Annotated in this window: 20 protein-coding genes and 1 pseudogene; 4 read left to right on the top strand and 17 right to left on the bottom strand. The window is 30.8% G+C overall.

The window, feature by feature from the left end; all coding sequences use genetic code 11:
- Nucleotides 1–119: 119 nt before the first annotated feature.
- A pseudogene (locus CLRAG_RS11855) lies at nucleotides 120–611 on the top strand (tetratricopeptide repeat protein); the annotation flags it as partial.
- Here the strand turns inward: CLRAG_RS11855 and CLRAG_RS11850 are convergent.
- Both CLRAG_RS11850 and CLRAG_RS11845 read right to left on the bottom strand, forming a co-directional pair.
- Complete coding sequence (locus CLRAG_RS11850; RefSeq protein ID WP_065078617.1) at nucleotides 593–1162, bottom strand: chromate transporter; 570 nt, start codon at nucleotides 1160–1162, stop codon at nucleotides 593–595. The pseudogene CLRAG_RS11855 and the gene CLRAG_RS11850 sit on opposite strands and share 19 nt — an antisense overlap.
- Nucleotides 1159–1731, bottom strand: a complete 573-nt coding sequence (locus CLRAG_RS11845) for a chromate transporter (protein WP_065078616.1) — start codon at nucleotides 1729–1731, stop codon at nucleotides 1159–1161. Before CLRAG_RS11845 ends, CLRAG_RS11850 begins: the two co-directional genes overlap by 4 nt.
- A 370-nt stretch (nucleotides 1732–2101) precedes the next feature.
- Here CLRAG_RS11845 and CLRAG_RS11840 point away from each other — a divergent pair, with 370 nt between their 5' ends.
- Entirely contained in the window at nucleotides 2102–3811 is a 1710-nt protein-coding gene (locus CLRAG_RS11840) for a hypothetical protein (protein ID WP_065078615.1), read from the top strand.
- A 141-nt stretch (nucleotides 3812–3952) separates the two neighbouring features.
- Here CLRAG_RS11840 and CLRAG_RS11835 read toward each other — a convergent pair whose 3' ends face one another.
- The 3 genes from CLRAG_RS11835 to CLRAG_RS11825 all read right to left on the bottom strand — a co-directional run bounded on the left by CLRAG_RS11835 (nucleotide 3953) and on the right by CLRAG_RS11825 (nucleotide 6371).
- Nucleotides 3953–4807, bottom strand: a complete 855-nt coding sequence (locus CLRAG_RS11835) for a hypothetical protein (RefSeq protein ID WP_065078614.1) — start codon at nucleotides 4805–4807, stop codon at nucleotides 3953–3955.
- Nucleotides 4808–5134: 327 nt separating this feature from the next.
- On the bottom strand, nucleotides 5135–5734 hold the full coding sequence (locus CLRAG_RS11830) for a nitroreductase family protein (protein ID WP_065078613.1): 600 nt from the start codon (nucleotides 5732–5734) through the stop codon (nucleotides 5135–5137).
- A 19-nt stretch (nucleotides 5735–5753) separates the two neighbouring features.
- Complete coding sequence (locus CLRAG_RS11825; RefSeq protein ID WP_065078612.1) at nucleotides 5754–6371, bottom strand: class I SAM-dependent methyltransferase; 618 nt, start codon at nucleotides 6369–6371, stop codon at nucleotides 5754–5756.
- A 75-nt stretch (nucleotides 6372–6446) separates the two neighbouring features.
- Here CLRAG_RS11825 and CLRAG_RS11820 point away from each other — a divergent pair, with 75 nt between their 5' ends.
- Together CLRAG_RS11820 and CLRAG_RS11815 are read left to right on the top strand one after the other, a co-directional pair.
- Nucleotides 6447–6677 carry a hypothetical protein gene (locus CLRAG_RS11820; RefSeq protein WP_167351572.1) on the top strand — a complete coding sequence of 77 codons (231 nt, stop codon included), beginning with the start codon at nucleotides 6447–6449 and terminating at the stop codon, nucleotides 6675–6677.
- Between the two features lie 73 nt (nucleotides 6678–6750).
- Nucleotides 6751–8058, top strand: a complete 1308-nt coding sequence (locus CLRAG_RS11815; protein WP_065078610.1) for an exonuclease domain-containing protein — start codon at nucleotides 6751–6753, stop codon at nucleotides 8056–8058.
- A gap of 26 nt (nucleotides 8059–8084) precedes the next feature.
- Here CLRAG_RS11815 and CLRAG_RS11810 read toward each other — a convergent pair whose 3' ends face one another.
- From CLRAG_RS11810 to CLRAG_RS11755, 12 genes are all read right to left on the bottom strand, one after another.
- Nucleotides 8085–8756 carry a CPBP family intramembrane glutamic endopeptidase gene (locus CLRAG_RS11810; RefSeq protein ID WP_065078609.1) on the bottom strand — a complete coding sequence of 224 codons (672 nt, stop codon included), beginning with the start codon at nucleotides 8754–8756 and terminating at the stop codon, nucleotides 8085–8087.
- Nucleotides 8757–8827: 71 nt separating this feature from the next.
- The gene (locus tag CLRAG_RS11805) at nucleotides 8828–9451 is read right to left on the bottom strand and encodes a class I SAM-dependent methyltransferase (RefSeq protein ID WP_065078608.1); all 624 of its coding nucleotides are present in this window, start codon (nucleotides 9449–9451) and stop codon (nucleotides 8828–8830) included.
- Nucleotides 9452–9551: 100 nt separating this feature from the next.
- Entirely contained in the window at nucleotides 9552–11444 is a 1893-nt protein-coding gene (locus CLRAG_RS11800) for an oxidoreductase (RefSeq protein ID WP_065078607.1), read from the bottom strand.
- An 81-nt stretch (nucleotides 11445–11525) separates the two neighbouring features.
- The gene (locus CLRAG_RS11795; protein WP_065078606.1) at nucleotides 11526–12407 is read right to left on the bottom strand and encodes a LysR family transcriptional regulator; all 882 of its coding nucleotides are present in this window, start codon (nucleotides 12405–12407) and stop codon (nucleotides 11526–11528) included.
- Between the two features lie 64 nt (nucleotides 12408–12471).
- Nucleotides 12472–13005 carry a GNAT family N-acetyltransferase gene (locus tag CLRAG_RS11790; RefSeq protein WP_065078605.1) on the bottom strand — a complete coding sequence of 178 codons (534 nt, stop codon included), beginning with the start codon at nucleotides 13003–13005 and terminating at the stop codon, nucleotides 12472–12474.
- Between the two features lie 29 nt (nucleotides 13006–13034).
- Complete coding sequence (locus CLRAG_RS11785) at nucleotides 13035–13622, bottom strand: sugar O-acetyltransferase (RefSeq protein ID WP_065078621.1); 588 nt, start codon at nucleotides 13620–13622, stop codon at nucleotides 13035–13037.
- Between the two features lie 937 nt (nucleotides 13623–14559).
- Nucleotides 14560–15096, bottom strand: coding sequence for a hypothetical protein (locus CLRAG_RS11780; protein WP_065078604.1), 537 nt, complete (start codon nucleotides 15094–15096; stop codon nucleotides 14560–14562).
- A 129-nt stretch (nucleotides 15097–15225) separates the two neighbouring features.
- Nucleotides 15226–16731: a protein kinase domain-containing protein gene (locus CLRAG_RS11775; RefSeq protein ID WP_065078603.1), complete on the bottom strand. Its 1506-nt coding sequence runs from the start codon at nucleotides 16729–16731 to the stop codon at nucleotides 15226–15228.
- Nucleotides 16732–16928: 197 nt separating this feature from the next.
- Entirely contained in the window at nucleotides 16929–17138 is a 210-nt protein-coding gene (locus CLRAG_RS21315; protein ID WP_065078602.1) for a hypothetical protein, read from the bottom strand.
- A gap of 126 nt (nucleotides 17139–17264) precedes the next feature.
- Nucleotides 17265–18044, bottom strand: coding sequence for a hypothetical protein (locus CLRAG_RS11765; RefSeq protein WP_083985696.1), 780 nt, complete (start codon nucleotides 18042–18044; stop codon nucleotides 17265–17267).
- Nucleotides 18037–19176: an AAA family ATPase gene (locus CLRAG_RS11760; RefSeq protein ID WP_065078601.1), complete on the bottom strand. Its 1140-nt coding sequence runs from the start codon at nucleotides 19174–19176 to the stop codon at nucleotides 18037–18039. Before CLRAG_RS11760 ends, CLRAG_RS11765 begins: the two co-directional genes overlap by 8 nt.
- A 1155-nt stretch (nucleotides 19177–20331) precedes the next feature.
- Nucleotides 20332–21642 (bottom strand): hypothetical protein, encoded by a 1311-nt coding sequence (locus CLRAG_RS11755; protein ID WP_065078600.1) that lies wholly within the window; start codon nucleotides 21640–21642, stop codon nucleotides 20332–20334.
- Nucleotides 21643–21655 lie beyond the last annotated feature (13 nt).

Raw genomic sequence — 21655 nt, 5'->3', positions numbered from 1 at the left:
ATGGGAATTAGTATCAGATATTAAAATTCTTTTTGACGAACTTAATTCTAATTTTGCTAAGATTCATTCATTAGCTTATGCTAGAAGTTTCCTAGTATAAGTTAAATTATCACTTAGAAACCCTATATGAAGAACAAAATCGAAATGATCTTGCGTATAAGAAGTTTTCAAAAGCTTTAAAAATAGATCCAAATAATTATTTAGCTTTGTTCAATATGGGAGTAATTTGTTATAAGTTTAATATGATAAAAAAGGCTATTGGCTTCTATGAGAGATCAATTAATAAAAACAAGCATTATGAATACAGTTATTTGAATTTAGCAGTAATTTATAAATATAAAGATACAAAAAAAGGTATAGAAATTTTATCTGATGGAATTAATAATTGCAGCAAGGTACATTTTTTATATTACAACAGAAGTTGTTTTTATGCCTTAATTAATGAAGAAAATAAGGCCTGTGAAGATATAATTACAGCTTTAAAGTTATATCCTCAATTTTTAAAATATGTTTTGGAAGATGAGGAATTAGAAAAAGTAAGAAAACTAAGTTCATTTAAGGAATTTTCCGCTAAGTTACACATTCCTTCATATTACCCCATGAAAAGATAAGCTACTATCCCTATAACTCCAGAACCAAGCATGATGTAAATTGGGTTCGTTTTCCACTTGCGCAGAATGAACAAACAGCTTAGAAACATGACTACAGCTTTCCAATCTACATGAGAAAATACACTCAAAGTGAATACTTCAGCATTGAACAGTGATAAAAACAAAATGGACATCCCAACTGTGGCAATCAGAGAAACAATAGCCGGGCGCAGCCCTTGAAAAATTCCTTTTACAAGCGTCATGTCTCGATACTTGTAATAATAGTATCCAACAATAATTGCTAGTACTGTCGTTGGAAATGCGCAGCCAAAAGTCGCCACAATAGCACCTGTTACCCCTGCCATTTTCATTCCTATGAATGTGGAAGCGTTCAAGACAATCGGTCCTGGTGTCATTTGAGAAATCGTCACTACATCGGCAAATTCTTTCATCGTCAGCCAGTGATTCTGGGTGACAACCTGCTGCTGAATAAGTGGAAGAATTCCATAACCACCGCCAAAACTAAAAAGTCCTACCTGTAGAAAACTCAAAAGCAATTTCCAATAAATCATGTTTTCATCACCTTCTTTCGGTTTTGAATAGCTGTTAAAATGCCACCAAGTGCACCACACGCCAGAATGACCCATATGACATTTGCATTTAGAAAATAAATTGTACAGAAGGAAGCGATCATGATAAAAATTGAAAGAGCGTTTTTCGATTTGCAGATTTCAGTCCCACCAGAAATCACCACATCGGCAATAACAGCCGCAATTCCCGCCTGCATTCCCTTTAGAACAGCATTTACCACTGGATTTGTTTTAAACATCTGGTAAAAGAGTGAAACAACAGCTATAATGACCAGAGGTGGCAAAATCGTTGAGATAAGCGCCACAATTACTCCTGGAATACCAGCTAGACGGTAGCCGACCAAAGCAGAAGCATCGACGGCCATTGACCCTGGCAAAGACTGTGAAATGGCAACAATATCCAGCATCTCATTTTCATCAATCCAATGAAGTGTATCAACAAATTTATGCTTCATCAATGGCACAATCACATATCCGCCCCCAAAGGTGAAAGCGCTAACTGAAAATGTTGACACAAACAGTGTTTTGTAAAACTTTAAATTTCTTTTCATCTTTTCTCCTTCACAGCTGATTAGTGGGTGTTTTTATAATTGAGGAATTTACATAATCAAAAAATTAAACATCCTAATATATATTTTTATTATAGTACAAGTTCTATTTCTTCTCCATAAATATGTAAAAAATGTATTATTTTTATGATAAAGTTTCATAGAAACTCAACTATTTACAAACAAAAGAATTGATCACTTGAATCACTTAAAAAATAAAACTTTTATCTGTCATAAGTAACCTTAAATTACCAAAAAACTTTTAGTTTCATAAGCATAAATAATATTTTCGCCATATTCTAGACTTGTAGCTACACTATGAAGATGTTAAAATTTATATACGTAGCAGTATAATTTTATCAATAAAAAGGATGTGTTTAAGATTTTTAATAATAAGGATATAGAAAAATATTCATCAGCAGTTACCCTATCAGATATGGAGATTTTCATATTTCCGGAACTTCTATATAGTCTCTTGCTAGCAAACATAATGTCTCCAATTATATGGGAATGGAAGAAGGATGAATGGTTTAAGGATATTGACAAACTAAATCCATATAGGAAAATATTAAGACTTAAGCAGTATATAATGGACAATTATGATTTTAATCTGGATATTGATACATGGGGGCTTACAACTAAAGAGAATGAAATAGCACGTTTTGAACCCTTTATGAATGTTGATACAATAAGCAGAAGTAATGCCTTGTTTGGTTATGAAGGAGACAAATATTATTTTAGTATGGATATTAGACGGCATTTTGGTCTTGATAAATATAACTCTAATATGATTCCTTATTGGAAGACTGAAACTGTAGAAGCAATGAATGCATTCAAATACAAAAAGAACTACGAAAAGGGTGCAGGTGAATGTGTGTCCTTATCTACTCTTTATGCCGCTGCATTGTTTATAATATGTAAAATACCACTTAAAGACATATACCTGCTTGCAACACCACTTCATTCACAAAATTTTGTAGATGTAAAGGGTGGAATAGTAACAAATAATAGAAGGATTGTTACTAAAAATATGTGGTTTAACGGTACTGAACTTACAGTAAAAGCTCAAAGAGCAATACGAAACGAACAAATTACAATTATTGCTCATAACACAGGTTTTGTTCATGTGGTATATCCCGAAGCAACCATAGATCATGAAGTATATATGGACTTTGAAAAAAAACTCAAGAAATTCCTTGTACATGACATAGATTATGAGATGTTATGCAATTTTCTTAGGCAGGAGAGCCATCTTCAAAAATTCTTTCAAATTAAGCATGAGTATCATGGCGGCCACAGATATATTCCCGCTGAAAAGGCCTATGCCTATGAACATACTAGCTCTTTCAAGATCAATAAGAGTACGAGAGACAAACTGCTGTCTGAGATTGATGAGTATGAATTTTCTCAGGAACCAATACAAAATAGGATATGTCTTAATAACTTTGATGAATTCTTTAAAAAACACAAAGTAGATTTTAATGATGAGAATGATATTACCAGTGTAATGGATGAACTTAACTGCCCTAATATGCCGCTAAAGGAGATTTTAACTTCACTATATGAATTTTGCAATATAGATCCAAGGCTTCCTGGAAAGAATAAGAATTTTATTAAAGCAGAACCAATACAGTTATCGTCAGAAATGAGCCGTGAAGATATTGTTAACTATTTAGAGTCTATTAGAGACACAAACGTTTCTGCAGATCTTGCTTTTTACGCATTAAGAGATTTTTCCAGAACTGAATGGGATCCTTTTATCAAAGCAGCTTTAGAGCGAAATCCCGTTTCAATTAATATGTACCAAAACTTAAGTGAAGATGAAGTTATAAATGCATTGGAGAATATGCCTAATGTATCCATATATAACGGCTCTCGAATGGCTCAACCAGATGAAGTATGCAACTATCAAAGGGGAGATGGTCTGGAAAAGGCTATATGTTTAGCTAATATATTAAAGTATAGAAATAATTCTCGAAGTATATGTATTAGGGTTCTAAATGATCATGTTGAAATTAATTTTAATAACAGAATTATCAATTGGCCGTCAAATAAAGGCTTAAATGGCACTATAAAACTTTAAAGTTTGTTTCTATTTATTAAAGTAATATTCATCTAAAAATAATGGGTATAGATTTGGTTTTTTACACAAATCTATACCCATTCCTTATTTGAATAATTATATCTTCTTTGCAAGTTTTCAACAATCTCACTCTATTTTGCTTTAGCCGTTGAATCTCTTTTCTACTTGATTTTGCAGCATACTTTTTTCATTATAGTATTTTTCTTCCATTTCATTTAATATTTGCTTTTTAACCCAAACATTATTAGCAAATACTGTTGCCACCCCTAAATAATAATATTGAAGACCTTTATTCCCACCAATATCATTGAGATATTGGTTATATTGCTCAAAGCAATACTTAAATTTTAAATTTTTATCTTTATTAGTTTTTATTATCTCACTTATTGAATTAATCCAATATATAGTACAAATAATAATTTTCCTATCTGTATTATTTTTACTATATTTTAAGAAATTTTTCAATGTTTTAATATAACTATCATTATCTTCACTATCTAAACTATTAGCTTCATTACCTATTAAGCTAGTCATCGTCGATTCCAAATTCCTTAATTTATGACTAATTTTGGAATCCATTCCATCTAAATTTTTATTTAATTCTTCTATTTTAAATTTCATATCATTAATCTGATTCAGTCTGTTTGCTGCTACATTTATTTCTTGTGATACATCTGCAAGATTATCAAATGCATCCTCAAATTTGCTCTTTGTCTCTCGAGATACGTCTACAAGATTATCAGATATATTTTCGAGTTTGTTCTTTGTATTATTAGACTTCTGTTCTCCATTTATTGTCACTATTATAGCAATTATTGATAATATTATTGATGATATTGCCACTGCAAAAGACACTTCATCTACAAATTTAATATTCCAATAACACGACGTTGTTATAAAAATTGCTATAACTGCTATACTAATGATTATAATATATATTATATGTAATTTTAACTTTTCATGATCTACTATGCAGCTTATTTCTTCTTGTTTCATATTAATCACCTCATTACATAATATTATTAAAAAATGTAATTAATTCCTTTCTTGAAATTTTTCTAAAATTTATTATTTTTATTTGAATTTTTATTTTGAAAATACATATAAAGAAGCATTTAATAGTGTATTAAAATTTGTTAATGGAAATAATTATAAAGATGCACAAGAAAATTTTTCTGATGTCACTAAGGCACGAACAAAAATTTATAATGATATGGATAAATAAATGGGATATCTCAAATTTAAGATATCCCATTCTAAAAAACTCGTAATTAATTTTATAATCATAATTTTGAATATGCTGTGTAAAATACAAGTAAATTTTTAAAGTCTATATTCAATAATGCTATCTAGCGTCTTTCTCGGTCTTGGGTTTGGTTTTTCATCAGGATATCCAAGTGCAACAGCCCCAACCAGCTGTGTTTTTACATCAATATAATTTACCAGTTCATTATATGCAAAACATGTATTTGCAATCCATAATGTACCTACTCCTAAATCTTCTGCCTGTAACAACATATTTTCAATAGCTGCACCTATAGAAAGTGTATCTACAATTTCTGTAAATCGTTCATCTGCCGTAGTGATATTTTCAAATGGCGATTTACCGTTTGTATTAGAAACCATGATGATAATTGGAGCTTCTTTCATAATTCGTAAAGTATTCTTTGCATCTGGTATTCCATCTCTTGAATTAGTCAATAATGCTTCTTCATTTAATTCACGCTGTATTCCATCGTCCATTTTTGATAAAAGTTCTTCCTTTTTAATTCCACCAAACACAATGAACCTCCAAGGCTGTCTATTTTTTCCCGATGGTGCAGCTCTTCCAGCATCCAATATTTCATTAAGAATATCTATTGGTATTTCTTTAGATTTATACTTTCGTATACTCCTCCTATTGTAAATTGTTTCTATGCTCATTTATTTCACCTCATTAAATTTATTTTTTACAAATCAATATACATTCCGGCAGAATTTTTCCTGCAATTACAGAACTATTAATTATATCAAAGCCTTTTTTTCGGACGAATTCTATATATTCATCAGATTCCCATTTATGAAAAGTATGAAATCCCATTCTTTCCATTAGCCAAATTCGTACCTTATTGATTTTTTCATCATATACAAATGTGGGGGCAATCAGCAATCCTCCTTTTTTTAACACACGCTGAATTTCCATTAGTGCTTTATCAGGATTTGGCATAATATGAAGTGCATTTGCAATAACGACTGTATCAAACCTTCCATTTTCATATGGTAGGTTCGTTGCATCCTGTACAGTAAAAGTAACAGGTAAATTAAATGCTCTTGCCTTTGCTTCTTCAATCATTTTTTCTGAAAAATCAGTTGCTTCCCAAGAAGATACTTTTTTACATAGTGGAAATGTAAGTTGTCCAGTTCCACAAGCCAATTCTAATACCTGCATATTCTCATCCAACGATTTTGATATAATCTCACATAATTCCCGATATAGTTTTGCATTTTTTCTTTCCTGCATTGGTGTATATAGTTTTGCAATCTTTTCCCAGAAATTTTTATTTGTAATTTCTTTATTCATACTACTTTATACCCTCTTTCTCAATGCTTGCAAATTACTATTTGTATTAAGATTTTTATGTCAGAAGGATACTTATTGTTATTCTTTAGTTCGTTTTCAATAACTGCTATTATTATAGTAGCATTATCTAACAAAAATTCAGATATAAAAATTGAAAATAAAATCACTTTAAGACCTGATAAAATATCATCAGACACTAAAGTAAGCATAAATAATTCTAAAAAAATAATAGACATACTAGCTATACTATTTAAAGATATGCCTGAAGATACACCTATATTGACACAGTACCTACTTAGAAAGTAATATGTATAATGTAAGTATTGCAAGATGATAAAGAAGGCAGAAACGACGGATAAAATATAAGGGGGAAACTATTATGTTATTTGATTTTGTAGCAATAGATTTTGAGACAGCAAATAATAATTTCAACAGTGCTTGTTCACTTGGAATTGCTGCTGTAAAAAATAATGAAATATGTAAAAAAGATTACTTTTTAATTCATCCACCAACTCTTGATTTTAATAAAAAGAATATATCCATAAATGGAATAACTCCTAAGGACATAGAGAATTCACCTCTTTTTCCTAATATATGGAACGATATACATACTTATTTTGATGATAATATAATAATTGCTCACAATGCCGTATTTGATATGTCAGTACTAAAAAATTGTTTATTAGAATATGATATTTCTATGCCTAATTTCAACTATATCTGCAGTATACCTATATCCACAAAATTATGTAGAGGGAAAGGAATTGGTAAATCTTTAGAAGACCGTGCCAAATATTTTGGAGTAGATTTAGGACATCATCATAATTCTTTAGATGATGCTGTAGCATGTGCCAATTTAGTAATTGAATGTATAAAACGTGCTCATAAAAAAAATCTTGAATCTTTTTGTCATACATATACTAGCCTTCCAATAAAAACTTTTAAAGATCTGAATCCTCAAAAAGGTTTTATTAATAATACTAAAAATAGTTTCACTAATAACAAATTCAATACAGTTAAAATATCTGAAATTAAACCTGACAATAACAATATTATTGATACATCCAGCCCATTTTATAATAAAAATGTAGTCTTTACAGGTGAACTTGAAAGTTTAGGTAGAAAAGAGTCTATGCAAAAAGTAGTCAACTTAGGTGGCACATTAAAAAGTGGTGTATCTAAAAAGACAGATTACTTAATAGTTGGGAATCAGGATAAATCTCTTGTAGGTGAAAATGGAATGAGTTCCAAGGAAGAAAAGGCAGCTGAGTTGAATGAAAATGGATCTTCTATAAAAATTTTAAATGAATCCGAATTTCTAGAATTGATCAAAACTCCTAATAAAGAAAATAGTTTTGATGATTCCAATGAAGTTGTTGATTTAAATTCAACTATTATTTTTAACACTTTAGATGACAAGATAAACAAGCTAAAAGAATGGAAACTTTTAAGCCGTACAGCAGCTAATTTAAAAGACATATATTATAAAAATAAAAATGAAACTTATAAATGTGACATCATAGGATACTCAACTAAGAAAACAAATTTAAATTGTTTAAGTGAATTTTATGAAACCATAGTAATAAAAGTTAATGATAAAATTATAAGAATAGCTCCAGCATATTTATTAGATATGCAGAAAAAAGATTTTTATCTTTCTTATAACAGTGTACAACCTATAGGTTAAATAAATAATTATAGAGGTATTGGAATTTATCTCTTTATATAAGGCATAATCATCATAGCAAATGAAATTAAATTATAACCGATGTGTGCAATTATACAACTCAAAATTGAATCTGTTTTAAGAAAAAGAATCCCGAGTATAATTCCGCAAATAAAGGCAGAAATTGTCTGAACCATGTTAAAATGGAGCACTGCAAATAAAACTGCTGATATTAGCAATGCTATGCCATTTCCATAAGAATCTTTTAATCCACCTAATACAAATCCTCTCATAAGTATTTCTTCAATAACGGGTGCAATAATACATACTTGCAGTAAACTCGTAATTGGCGTTTTTAATAACGATTGTATTGTATTTTCATATGCCTGCTCACTGGCAGGATAAAGGCTTTCAAATATTGGGTCAAAGCACTTATCTAAAAGAAAATAAAATAACACAGAGCAACCCACTGCTAATAAGATATTTATAATTGTTACATTCTTAAAAATTTTAACTTTATATCCTGTTCTATTACAAAGTAGAATTATAAATGCAATAACACATGCTATAATAAAAACAATATTTAAACAATTTGAATACTTTAATGTAATTTTTCGCCATATAGCAATATCAAAAAAAGTATATATCATCATAACTACGAAGTATATAGCCACCCATAAAAATGCCATGCTTATTTTTAATTTCATTTTATCATGCATTCATCCTTCCCCTAAATTACTAATTTATAATGCTTAACTTAAAATTGGAATTTGTCAAACAATCATCATTATTAAATTTCATCAATTTGTTTCCCAATTTTATATGCTTTAAAATATAATAATTCTCCCGCCTGTTTTTTTAGCGGTTCAAATACTAGACCATGCCTCACAAATAAATCCTTGATTTTTTGAGGTGTGGATATTTTTTCATTGATTCTATATTTTTTATTTCCATTCTTTAACGACACTGGAACACTGCATAGATATTCTCCACCCTGCCGTAAAATATGGTATAGTCCATCAGCAAAATCATCTATATTAATAAAATAGGTCATTGCCAAGTTGCAGATTACCAAATCAAAGTATTCAGCCTCAAATTTAAGATTACATGCATCGGCTATTTCAAATACAGTATCTTCAAAACCCATCTTTTTAAACTTTGATTTTGCTATATTTAACATTCTCATACTTACATCTGTTCCAATATAAGAATTGTCTATAGGTAGAATCTCTGACGTACTCCCAGTTCCTGCAGCCAACTCTATCACCTTTTTTCCATGTATATCCTTCAACTCATTTTTTAATATGCCCATATGTGTTTCTATTGTCGTATTAAAGCATCTTGGGAACATGATTTTTCTCATGAAACAATCATATAGATTCACGAACAATTTTATATCATATACACTCTTCACTTACACGCCCTCTTTTATAAATTAATCCCCACAACAAATTACTATTTGTATTAAGATTTTTATATGCTAAATCAGTCTTTAACACCATAATAGCATCTTTTTATAATTCCATTGCAGCATCAAAGCCAGTTCTTGTTGCATTCCACAAAGTGCCACCTTTTGTATTACAATCTCCAATAACATAAGTTTCTTCTACTAGGTCTCTAAATAATTCAACTTGTTCTTTATCAGCCCTCACCCCTAAGGATAAAATTACAGTATCGCATGGAATAGTTTCCTTGTTTCCATTCTTATCTTCTATAACAGCTCCCTCCATTGTTACATCGGATAACTTAACTTCACAAATAAAGGTGACACCTGCTTTTTTAAGTAACTCCTTTAGTCCAATCATGCTAATTTTTATACCATCAGCACCTATTTTTTCTTCTGGAATCATATCTATAACTTTAACTTTCTTGCCCTCTTCTGCTAAAGAAAGAGCGGCTTCTAATCCAGTGAATCCAGCTCCTACAATTACAACATCTTCACCTACTGGAACCTTCTTTAATTCTACATCTCCAACCCAGACAACTTTATCAGTACCACTTAAAGTAAACTTAGGAATGATAGGTTTTGCTCCAACTCCAATTAGAACGACATCAGGATTTTGCCCAAGTATGTTTTCAGGAGTTGCTAATGTATTAAGCTTGACATCTATTTTAGGGTCACTGATAACGGATCTTATTGACCAATCAAGATAACGTTTTAAATCCTTTTTAAATGATGCAGCAGCAGCCATTTTTAACGCTCCACCTAATTCACTATCTTTCTCATAAATAACTACAGTATGACCTTTCTTTGACGCTACTCTAGCCGCTTCAAGACTTGATGGACCACCACCAATTATAACTACTTTCTTACTGTGTCTAGTCTCCACAATCTCAGGAAATTGAGTTTCCCTTCCTATTAATGGATTAACTGCACATCTTAAACGTATGAATTGTGTATGTGTTCTATTAATACAAGTATTACAACGTACACAAGGTCTCGTCTGATCACTCTTGCCTTTATAAGCATTACTTACACAGTTTGTATCTGCTAAAATATTCCTTATCATGGCAACTACATCCACATCGCCGCTGGAAACAGCTTTTTCTGCAGTTTCTAAATCAAAGCTTCCAACTACTGATACTGGAATATTCAATTCCTTTTTAAATCTTTTAGCTGCCTCTAGATTCATTGCACGTGGAAAGTATGTTGGTTGGAATATATAAGGTAGTAACGCTTCTTCTTGAAGTAATCCTCTTGATACATGAATAATATCGATTTTATCTTGAATTTTCTTTGCATATTCTAAAGTTTCTTCTATCTCTGAATTACCTTCTAGTAATTCTTCTGCACTTATACGATATTCTATTGCTATTCTATTTCCTACCTTTACACGTATTGCTTCTAATAGTTCCTGTCCAAATCTACATCTATTTTCAAAAGATCCGCCATATTCATCAGTTCTATGATTATGTTTTTTTGAAAAGAACATAGCTGGAACGTTTCCATGTCCGCCGTGAATCATAATCATATCAAAGCCAGCAATCATACATCTCTCAGCAGCATTTGCAAATAACTCTATGATATGTTTAATTAATTTCTTACTGCTTCCCGTTGCCACAACTTCAGGCGGCATAAGCATATATTGTCCAGATATTAATTCTATACTTGCTAATGCTCCATATCTATGAATTACTTCTGCAATATCAGCTAAATCAGATATATACAGTGAATTTCCAACATTAGTAACAGGTACTCCTGAGCTTTGTTCATCTACTGATGAAACTCCTAAGGTAACAATTCCCGCTCCTGATTTGGCTAATGATTTTAGATAAGCTAAAAATTCAGAATTATTTCCACCATCTCTTGAACATAAAAATGCTCCTGCTGGCGCAACTTCAATACGATTTTTAGATATAACCTTCCCAATATGAATAGGTTTAAAAATATTTGAATTCTTATCCATAATATCCCTCCTGTACTATGCGTTTATTATAACATCTCCTTTTATTTATTAAAAATACAATAAAGCAATGCATCTATAAGATTAACTTATAGATGCTTCTTTAACAAATAACTCCACACAAGGGTTTGTATTATCCTTTAAATATGCTAAACAAAATTTAATAGGGTGGGGTTCTCCTTCTATTTCCACAAAAGAAACTTTAGGTCTATTTAATTTTTTAATTATTTTAGGTACAATACTTATACCCATATTTAAATCTATCATCAAATTTAATATACTGCCGTCCGGTACAGTTATAATAGATTTAGGAATGATGTTATATTTACTGTAAAACTTGCAAAAATGCTTATAATTCTTTGTTTTTTCTTTATATTCTACCATTATATTATTTTCTCCAGCAAGCTCTTCTCTAGAAACAGCGGATCTACTGGCTAAATCATTATCAGAATTCATCATAGCGCAGGCATCTTCTTCAAATATTACTTTGTAATCAATATTTTTTAAATTCTCAATATCATAGGGCCATGTAAATACCACATCGTAAATCTTATTTTCTAATTGTTTCCTTGTATCTTCTAAGGATGCCCTTTTAAACTTAATATCAATTAATGGATACATTTCCTTAAATTTATTTAATATTTGTGGCAAAAATATTTCTTCTATATCTCCGCACACTCCAATTGTTATCATACCCTTAAATCCGTGGGCAATATTTTCGGCTTTCTTTACTGCATTTTTATATCTCTCTACTACATCTTTTATTTCTTCGTAAAATATCTTCCCAGCCTCAGTAAGTTCAACCTTTCTACTACTTCTTTTAAATAATTGAAATCCAACTTCCTGTTCTAATGAAGTAATCTGCTGGCTAATTGCTGACTGTGCTAAATAACATTCTTGTGCTGCTTTAGTAAAATTCAAATGATTTGCTACACTTAAAAAATAAATAAGTTTATTTATTTGCATAATTAAAGTCCATCTCCTTCCTAATTTAAATATATCCCCAGAAGGTCTTGTTTTAAATTGGAATTTATAAAAGAGTTCCGTTCATATTTTTTTCAAATCTAAAGAAATAATCACCTTTATCAGCTGGCATTCCACCTACAGTCTCTGGCATATTTGGATCTCGATGGAGTGGGTTATAAAACTCAACAATATGAAACCCACATTTATTGACATAGAAATGAATGTTTCTCTTTTCAAAATACGGTGTACATGTTTCCCATACCTTTGTTTCAGGGTGTAAATTTTCTATTGCCTTCCAAAGTTCCTGCCCAACGCCAGTTCCTTGACAACCAACTTTAACAAAAAGAAAATCCAAATGATTATGATATGTTTCGTTATCAACAGTTATGACTGTTCCACCAGAAACCTCACCGTTAACAATTGCCTGATATGCTTCAGCACCATTGACATTGAGTGAATCATCTATGTCCTTTTCTGGTAAAATTAATTCATCGGATGGCCCGAATTCCGTTTCGTATCCATATTGAAATGCCTCTTGCATGTCTCGTTTAAACATTTCAATGTTTTTTGCTTTAAGTGGAATCAATTTAAGTTTCATATTCATCACCTCATAAATTACTATTTGCATTACTCATATGACAAATTAATTATGTCTTTTTCTGTAATCCTTCGTAATACTTTGCAAGGATTACCTACTGCAATTACCCCTGCTGGAATATCCTTATTTACCACACTTCCGGCTCCAATAACGCTGCCTTTTCCGATAGTAACTCCACCACACACAGCAGCATTAGCACCAATCCATACATCATCTTCTATTGTAATAGGTTTTGAAGTCCCAATTCCTTCTGCTCTTTGTCTTGGAAGTATAGCATGTCCAGAACATGCTAAACAAACTCCAGGAGCTATAAATGCATTTGCACCAATATAGACTGGCGATGTATCTAATATTACACAATTATAGTTAATCACAGTAAGTCCATGGGTATGTATATTGAAGCCATAATCACAATGAAATGATGGTTCAATAAATGTCAGTGGATTATAAGTTCCAAGTAATTCTTTTAAAATACTGCTTCTCTTTTCTTCTTCAGATGGTCCAGTCTGATTATATTTCCAGCATAATTCTTTCGCCTTTTGTTGTAATTTTGACTGCACATCTGTATGCTTTGAAAAATATTCCTTATTTTGCTTCATAATTTCTGTAAAATCCATTATCCTATTCGTTCCTTTCAAATTACTATTTGTATTAAGGTTTTTATATGCTAAATCAGCCTTTAGCACCATAATAGCACCTTTTAATACAAAAATGCATCAAAAATCATAAATTATCCATCACCCCATCCAAGCAGCTGCCTCTTAAGCTCATTAAAATCATACTGCCTATACCTTATATTCTTATTACTCCTTACTTCTTGCCTATTAATTATTATTTTTTGCTCTATAAATTATACTTCTGATATTTTTACAAATTTTGATAATGAAAATGAGTTTAATAAAAATTATTTTTCAAAACACTAAGAAAAGTTTTTACAGATCTGCTTGATGATACACTAAATTCATCAAAATACACAGTCAAACAGCAGTCATAATTACATATGGAAAGAATGGGTAATATATGCCCTCTAAAAAAGCAAATGCTGAAGGCTCCATACAAAAATATTATAAAGATTGAGTTCTAAAGGAATGGATAACTACAATTACTATAGGACACGACGATACTGGAAAGCTTGTACGAAAGCAGTTTTACGGAAAGACAAAATATGTAGATAATGATTTGTTCGCTCTATAAATTCATAGGGCGTCTTTTTATTTGTGTTATTTGGCAATAAAAAAAGCCTCACGATATCGTGAAAGCATTGATACTGGTGCACCCAGGGAGATTCGAACTCCCGGCCTCTGGATTTGGCTAAAAAGTTTTTACCTAATTTTATCCATTCCCTTATCAGTTGATATATCTAGGCTTACGACATTGCTTGTCCCTTTTATTTCCTTTAAAATACGCACTTTTTTCTCCCGGTTGTGTTACGGTTGTGTTACAGATCAAATATTAAATTTAGCTATTTTATTAAAAATTTCTTACATATTTTAGTAATAACTATATAAATAATATTGGTGTATAAAAATACCTATTAATGCATAAATTTAAATTTTAGCATGTTAAGTAAGATACAATCTCCCAAGAATAATCCTTTTCTTTCTTTTCCCAAACCAAAGAAAGCTCTATATATTTTCTAAAGTTTCTATCTCTATATTCTGATGGAGTATCTTTAATTTTAAAGATATACCCTCTTTTGGTAATATCTATTGTATCATAAGGCAATTCATATTGGGTATGGTTCATATCTTTTGGTAATTCATCTTGAGAATAACCTTCTTCTATAGAATCCGAATCAGGTGCTCCAATTCCAATTGTATAATCACCAATTTCCCCGACAATATTAAGAGTATTTTCACCTCCGCCATCATTAACCATTTCACCATTATCCAGTTCGCATGAAATTATATCACCTACCGAAAAAAGAGTTAAATCTAATGAAATTTTATAGCACCCTTCTGGATGAAGTGTCTTATTTCCATTCAACCAAAATGTATTATATGCACTCTCTTCTATAGAGAAAGGACAAATTTTAGAATTTTTATATACTTTAAATGACCCAGCAGGGGTTTCAAATTTATCTACAATCATAAATCTTCTCCTTATTTTACAAATCAATTAACTTATCATATACTTCATTAATCTCTTTTCTAAATAGTTTTTCTTTCATAAAATCATCTAATCCTGATTCGTCTATACAATACAAACATACATCAGGAACTACTTCAAAATATCCTCAAGCATTGGTTCAATACCACTTTGCTCCAATTCATCCACCATATGTCGTGCTGAAAAACGGTTCACATCAGTTGATACATACCTCAGTATATTTGCGGCAGTCTCCTTAACCACAAAAGAGAAGTTTTCTTGCAAGACACGGTATGAAAATGTTGCAAACGGATCATATGCTGCAAATGTTCGACCGCAAACATCTTTATAAGTGCTGTCAACACTCTGGATAATATGCTGTGCATGAGTCTCGTCACATTTCATAAACTGCAAAAGACAGTTTATGATTCCGCTCTTTCCTTCCATAAGGTACCTAGAGATTCTCTCTGAAGTCGATTCGTAGATGTATGCTTCCACATCAACATCAAATACTCCACACGCAATTTTACTAAAGACAGTATTCTCATTCTCTGCTTTCTGGTGAAACAGGACGCTTTTTTCAAAATTAGCAGACAACTGTCCGGCATCTGCATATCGATAAGCAGCATCACTGTTAGTGGCTTTTTCGGACACACTACGGAAAATATGGCACGAATCTGTTGGGCTTCCAGTCATAATATAATTTATTACTCGCCCTAATGAATAAACATCACTACGCTTATCACCATTTTTCAAAAGCATAAACTGTTCTGGCGCACAATAGTAATACTGACCGACAGCATTTGTGTGTATAGTTTGATGAGAAGTGAAGACATTTAAATCTTTTCCAAGACCAAAATCCGCTATTTTCAGCATTCCACGAACAATAAAAATGTTATTTGGGCTAAGATCTCTGTGAATAATGTCACGCTTATGGACTTCAGTCATGATATAAAGTATTTGACGTATACAGTTAATTCGGATTTCTTCTGTTATAGATGAACCTTTAATGTACTTTTCAAGAGTCTGCTCTGCCACTTCCATTGTGTATGAACATGAAGATGCATCAAATGTATATACTTCGATGATTCCATAAGCATCTTGCAAAGATTTCGTGATTTCATATTCACGTTTAAAACGGCTACGTATACTTTTATCCATGAGGAAATCATCTTTCAACTTCTTCAGAATACGCCCAGTTGATTTTTGCCTGTACACATTTGCGAAACCACCGCTGCCAATAAGGACAAGGTCTGTGTTTTCAGCACAGAGGTGGTATTTGCTATTTGTATGCGTAATTATATATAAGTCTTTTTGTACTATACGATTAAATTCCTCAAATATTTCCTGAGAACGCTCCGCTGCCTGAACCTGTGACAATCCACAGTCTCGCATTAAATGTTCTTTGCTAAGGATGAGGTTCAAAAAAGAATCAAATGACCCTGAATTAAGTATATCAACTAATTTGTCATATACATATGCCCAACGTGATGGAAAACCTTGTCCATATCTGTCATTTCCGTTAAAATACTCATTAAAAAAGCTGACAAGTTTTGAACCTGATTTATAGCTGAAATAACCTTCAATATCACCACAGAAAATATGAGATATCGTTTGAAGTGTATAATCAGATATCATAAGCTCACCTCCCATGAACTTCACTTAGTAATTAGTTGAATTCCTTTCTCTTTTACAACCGTAGTACTCCGTAAACCTTTTTACGGATAAATATATACTACAAGGCTGCCAGAAAAAGCAATAGTTGAAATTTATCGAACTACAGATTTAATAGAAGATACTAAATCCTCAACATCACCATAATCTCTATTTATTCCTTATCTATGATATACTACTCTATTTTTTTCATTTCTTTCTAAACAATCTAAACGTTCTTCAATTCCATATCTCTTAATAAACAAAGTAAATCCATATGGTTTTACTTTGTTTAAAAACCCTTTTATAGTTATTTTACATAAATAGTGAGCATCTACACATCTTTCCATTAAATATTTACTATTGATGAGCTGTAGCACTTTCTTTTTCACTTAGTTAACACCTCAATAATCACTTAAAGTAAGACATTTTATATATAGATCTCAGCCCTGCAGCGTTCAAAACAAGGACTTGTCCAAAGGCAAATTATATGAATTTGTATATGTCACTTTAACAAATCATTCATCTTCTAGTGCTATCAATCCTAAATCAAGAAGGGCTATGCATAATAAACTTAGCAATTTGTATTTTTTAGTTTGTGCATAGTACTTCTCCTCATAGCTGTATATCTCCAAATTAGCACCTCTAAAATTATCCAAATCATAATTTTCGATTCCTATACTTTTTATTGCTTTATCCATTTCATTAACAGCTAATGCAACAGTATCTTTATTTATTTTCTGATAACCAATGCTTCTTTCATGCAAATACTTTTTTAGATCCGCACCTTTTTCTATTTCTATACTAAATGTATCTTTTATATAGTTTGAAGCGGTAAAACTTTCAATTGATGGATAACTCAGCAGGAGTAACCCCTGTCTGTCATATTCATCATTGCTTTCCCTTGAATTATTAAGCTTATTCATTAAATCACTGATAAGTGTCTTATTCGTATTGGAATAATTATCTCTATCAAAAATATAAAATATAGCGGCTTTATCCACAGGAAAATTATACTCATCAATAAGCCTTTCAAATAAATTATCCAGGTAGCCATTGGCATCCTCTATATCCTTAATGTTTGATTCTTCTGTATTAATGACGAATATGGAGGACAGCGGATTATCTTTTTTATTATATGGCCTATATCTATCTAACCTATCCAATTTTTCATACTGGTAATCAAATATATTAGTAAATATTTTATGCAATATTTTTATTTCTGTTTTAATACCCTCTACAATAAACAATACTTTTCCAATTCGTTTGTTATTATCAGCAAAAACTATTTTACTCATTTTCGTATACCGGCTTTCCGCCAAAAACTCCGCTTGTATACATTTTTTCTATGTTCTGTGCTTCTCTCGGCCTTTCATCAGAAAATCTATTTATAAAACTTCCATCATTTCCTCTAAATTCAACTGCATATTCCTGATCCGGTCTAAAGATAGTATTTGATAATAGGTTAGTTGAATGTGAAACTATAAATATCTGTGCATTACTTGATTTTTCCATAAAATATCTAACAAGAAGTTCTTCTAAATCATTATGAAATGCACTGCTAAATTCATCTATAATTAACATACCTCCATTTTTTATAACATGGAAAAATGCAGGCAGCATATTTAAAAGATTTCTATTGCCTAATGACTCCATCACAAATGGAATTGGTTCTCCAATATCATCTCTTTTAAAGAAAATGCTTTTGTTTCCTTCTGTATTTATAGAAATTAAGCTTCCCGTACTTTCCTTTGAATACTCTATTAATTGACCGAAATTATATTTTTTAAAGAAACTATTAATATCCTCTACACCATTATTGTCCAGGTATTCTTTTAAATCCAGGTTATTGTTTGACGGATTTATTCCTCTCCTTAGAAAGGCATCGAGAAAAACTGAATTTATCAAATAGTTAAACCATTCTTTTAAAACAGGGTAATTGTTAAACTTTGTATTAAAATATATGGATCTTAAAAGCAAGGATTTTTTATCAAGATTATCAAATACTTCATTATCTGTAATATATGATTTTGCACTTTCCCCAATCCTATTTAGCATAATTTTATTATTTACGAGCAAAGTCTCAACCATAATTTTTTTTCCTGTATCATATTCAATGTTGTAATTAATAACGTTATCTCCAAATTGAAACTCATAGTGAAGCTTTATGTTGTCACTTTTTGAAAATAAACATTTATATAAACCAATATCAATTATCTTTTCTGCAAATAGTAATTCTAGTAAAAGCTTAATGGATAGTATTATGTTAGTTTTGCCTGAGGCATTAGCTCCTACAAATATTCCACCTTTTAGTATTCCATCATCTGAAACATTTCTTTTTTTAAGAATTTTATAATTAGTGCTTGTAAAGTCTACTGTTGTTAAATGTTTGAAAGATTTAAAGTTTTCTATTTCTATTTTGCTTAACATTTTTATCACCTTCTCCTATTTATATTATATCCAAATTTCAAAGAAAGTGTATGTTTTTTACGTCTATTTTTATTTATTGTGTAATTTTTTTACGCTTATTGTGTGCATGCAAACACTATTTTCTATAAACTGAAGTACTGGCCAAGCTTTAACTCTTCCCTCACTCAGACAAAAAGCTTGGCCAGTGCCTTTAATTTTAATGGGATGCTCCGCCCCAATCCCAGGCAGTAATACTTCTCCGTCTTATAATAGGCTCGGATTCCCTCGCAAGGAAGCTTTGGACAAGCACTTTCTTTTTCGCTTAGTTACTGCATCAATAATCACTTAAAGTAAAATATCTCTTATATGTAGGACTTATCCTTATAGTTCTCAAAACAAAGGCTTGTCCAAAGGCAATTTATAAGTTATCTCATCTAGCACTTCAAATAAGCAGCGCAGTGCTCCTCTATCTTTACAAAATAAATTTCTATATTTTCATGAAATCTAATACCTGCATATGAATTTGAAATACACTATTATAATCCTGTTTCGCTATCACCTGAAAAATTTATGACTATACATACAGATACTCTATATATACCTTTAATTTATCCATATGTTTTAAAATAATAAACCGCTTTATTTTTTCTTCAAGCACCAGCACTTTTTTAGTCCTCATCAGCCTTATAATAGATAAATTTCCATATAAAAATAAAAGGAAGGCTTCCTGCGGATAAAGTGCTTCCTTAATAATTCATAAAAAGTTCCTATTTTAACTGTACTACCGATGTATTCCTCTTGGGTATTCCCTCTACGCACAAAGTATTTAATTAAATTGGATTTTTCACGCACGATTGGCGCCTTTGACAAGCCCAGGGCTAGTCCACCTTATACATGCTTTTATCAAAGCAAGCATAAGGGCGGCTTTGATATTATTATAGATGATGTCTCAAATTCAGAAAAATATTTATTAACTAAAGCATACATCTTACTAATTTTGTTTCACCAAACAAATTGGAATTTGTCGTGTTCCTATTATGCTAAGTAGCTGCCAAATAAACTGGAATTTTTAAAAATACATCTCTACAAGATAATTGATTTTTTCAATTGTATTGTTGTCTGTCATTATTGAGGTAATTACAGTGTAGAATTAGTTTTGACATTCATCTCCCATAATTAACTTAAATCTCTGCCATAAAACTGCTTTATGAATTCATTAACCTTTTTTTGGTCAAATGCTTTATCCCATTCGCTAAATAAATTTTTCTGATATAGTTCCACAAGAGTATCCATTATATAATCCAAGACAAATAATTTTTTTATGAAGCAAATTTCTTGTTGCTTACACTCATAATGACATACAGAATTTCCATGTAAAACAGGGTTTCGTTCTTCATACAATTCATTGCAAAACTCCTTAATAAATTCTTCATCTAGATAATTTTTTACTACAGTTCGCTCTATGACATCTCGTATCCTAGTACTTTGAAATTTTTCTTTTTTATTACAATCATACATTTCGTTATTACTAATAAATACTTTTTCTTTTTTACTAACTTCACAGGACACTTCCCATAACAAGCCTTCAATAATTGAAAATGTAATAATCAATGCACTATCATAGTATTGGTTCTGAAAGTTATAAATAATGCTATTTAATAAATCTTTTCTTTTTATTATTGGCACTATAGGAATATCTGCTTTATTCAAAATATTATTTCTAACCATATTAAACAAATCATTCCATGTCTGTTGGCTATTTTTACTGTTGATTAACTTCTTATACTCAGGTATTGTAAGTTTGCGATATAAATACCAATTACTAGGTAGTTCTTCTGTCTGATTAAGCAATTCATTAACATATGCTGGCATCAAAAACTCTGGTGAATTTACTGCTAAAGACAGTTTGGGTAATAAATTCTTATTTAATTGTAATGCTTTTGTACTAAACTGGTAAACATCAAATAAATCTACTAATCTAGCAAAAATGCTATAGCCATTTTCAACTTTTTTTATTTTTTCTTCATATTTATTATATGTTTTTATTATTATTTCTGCTTTATCATCTTGCTGTTTAGACTTAAGTTTGTCTATTTGTACTCTTTTATCCTTGGGTAATTTGCTATATTTCAAATCTGCTATCTTCTTTTCATACTCTGCTTTTATCACATTAACATTATTAACATATATTTGATTTACTTCATCTAAAAGTTCATTCTGGCCATTCATAATGTTTATAAATAATTTTTCTATTTTCTGACAATCTTCTGATTGCCGACTCTGTTCAATTTCTTCTTCTGTAATGCTTTGAAGCAGAATACACTGAAATAAAAATTTCATATCACTCTCTGGAAGATGATTCAATATTTCCGTCTTATTTTTATTCTCTACCCATTTAGGGAAAAAATATGCTAGTTGTCTTTCTATTATTTCTTTATGCCCAGGATTTTTCTCTAAATCTTTTTTCATATCTTCTATAGTCAACATATCATTTACCTCC

The sequence above is a fragment of the Clostridium ragsdalei P11 genome, from assembly GCF_001675165.1.
GTDB classification, from domain to species: domain Bacteria; phylum Bacillota; class Clostridia; order Clostridiales; family Clostridiaceae; genus Clostridium_B; species Clostridium_B ragsdalei.
This window is presented reverse-complemented; position numbering and strand designations above follow the sequence as displayed.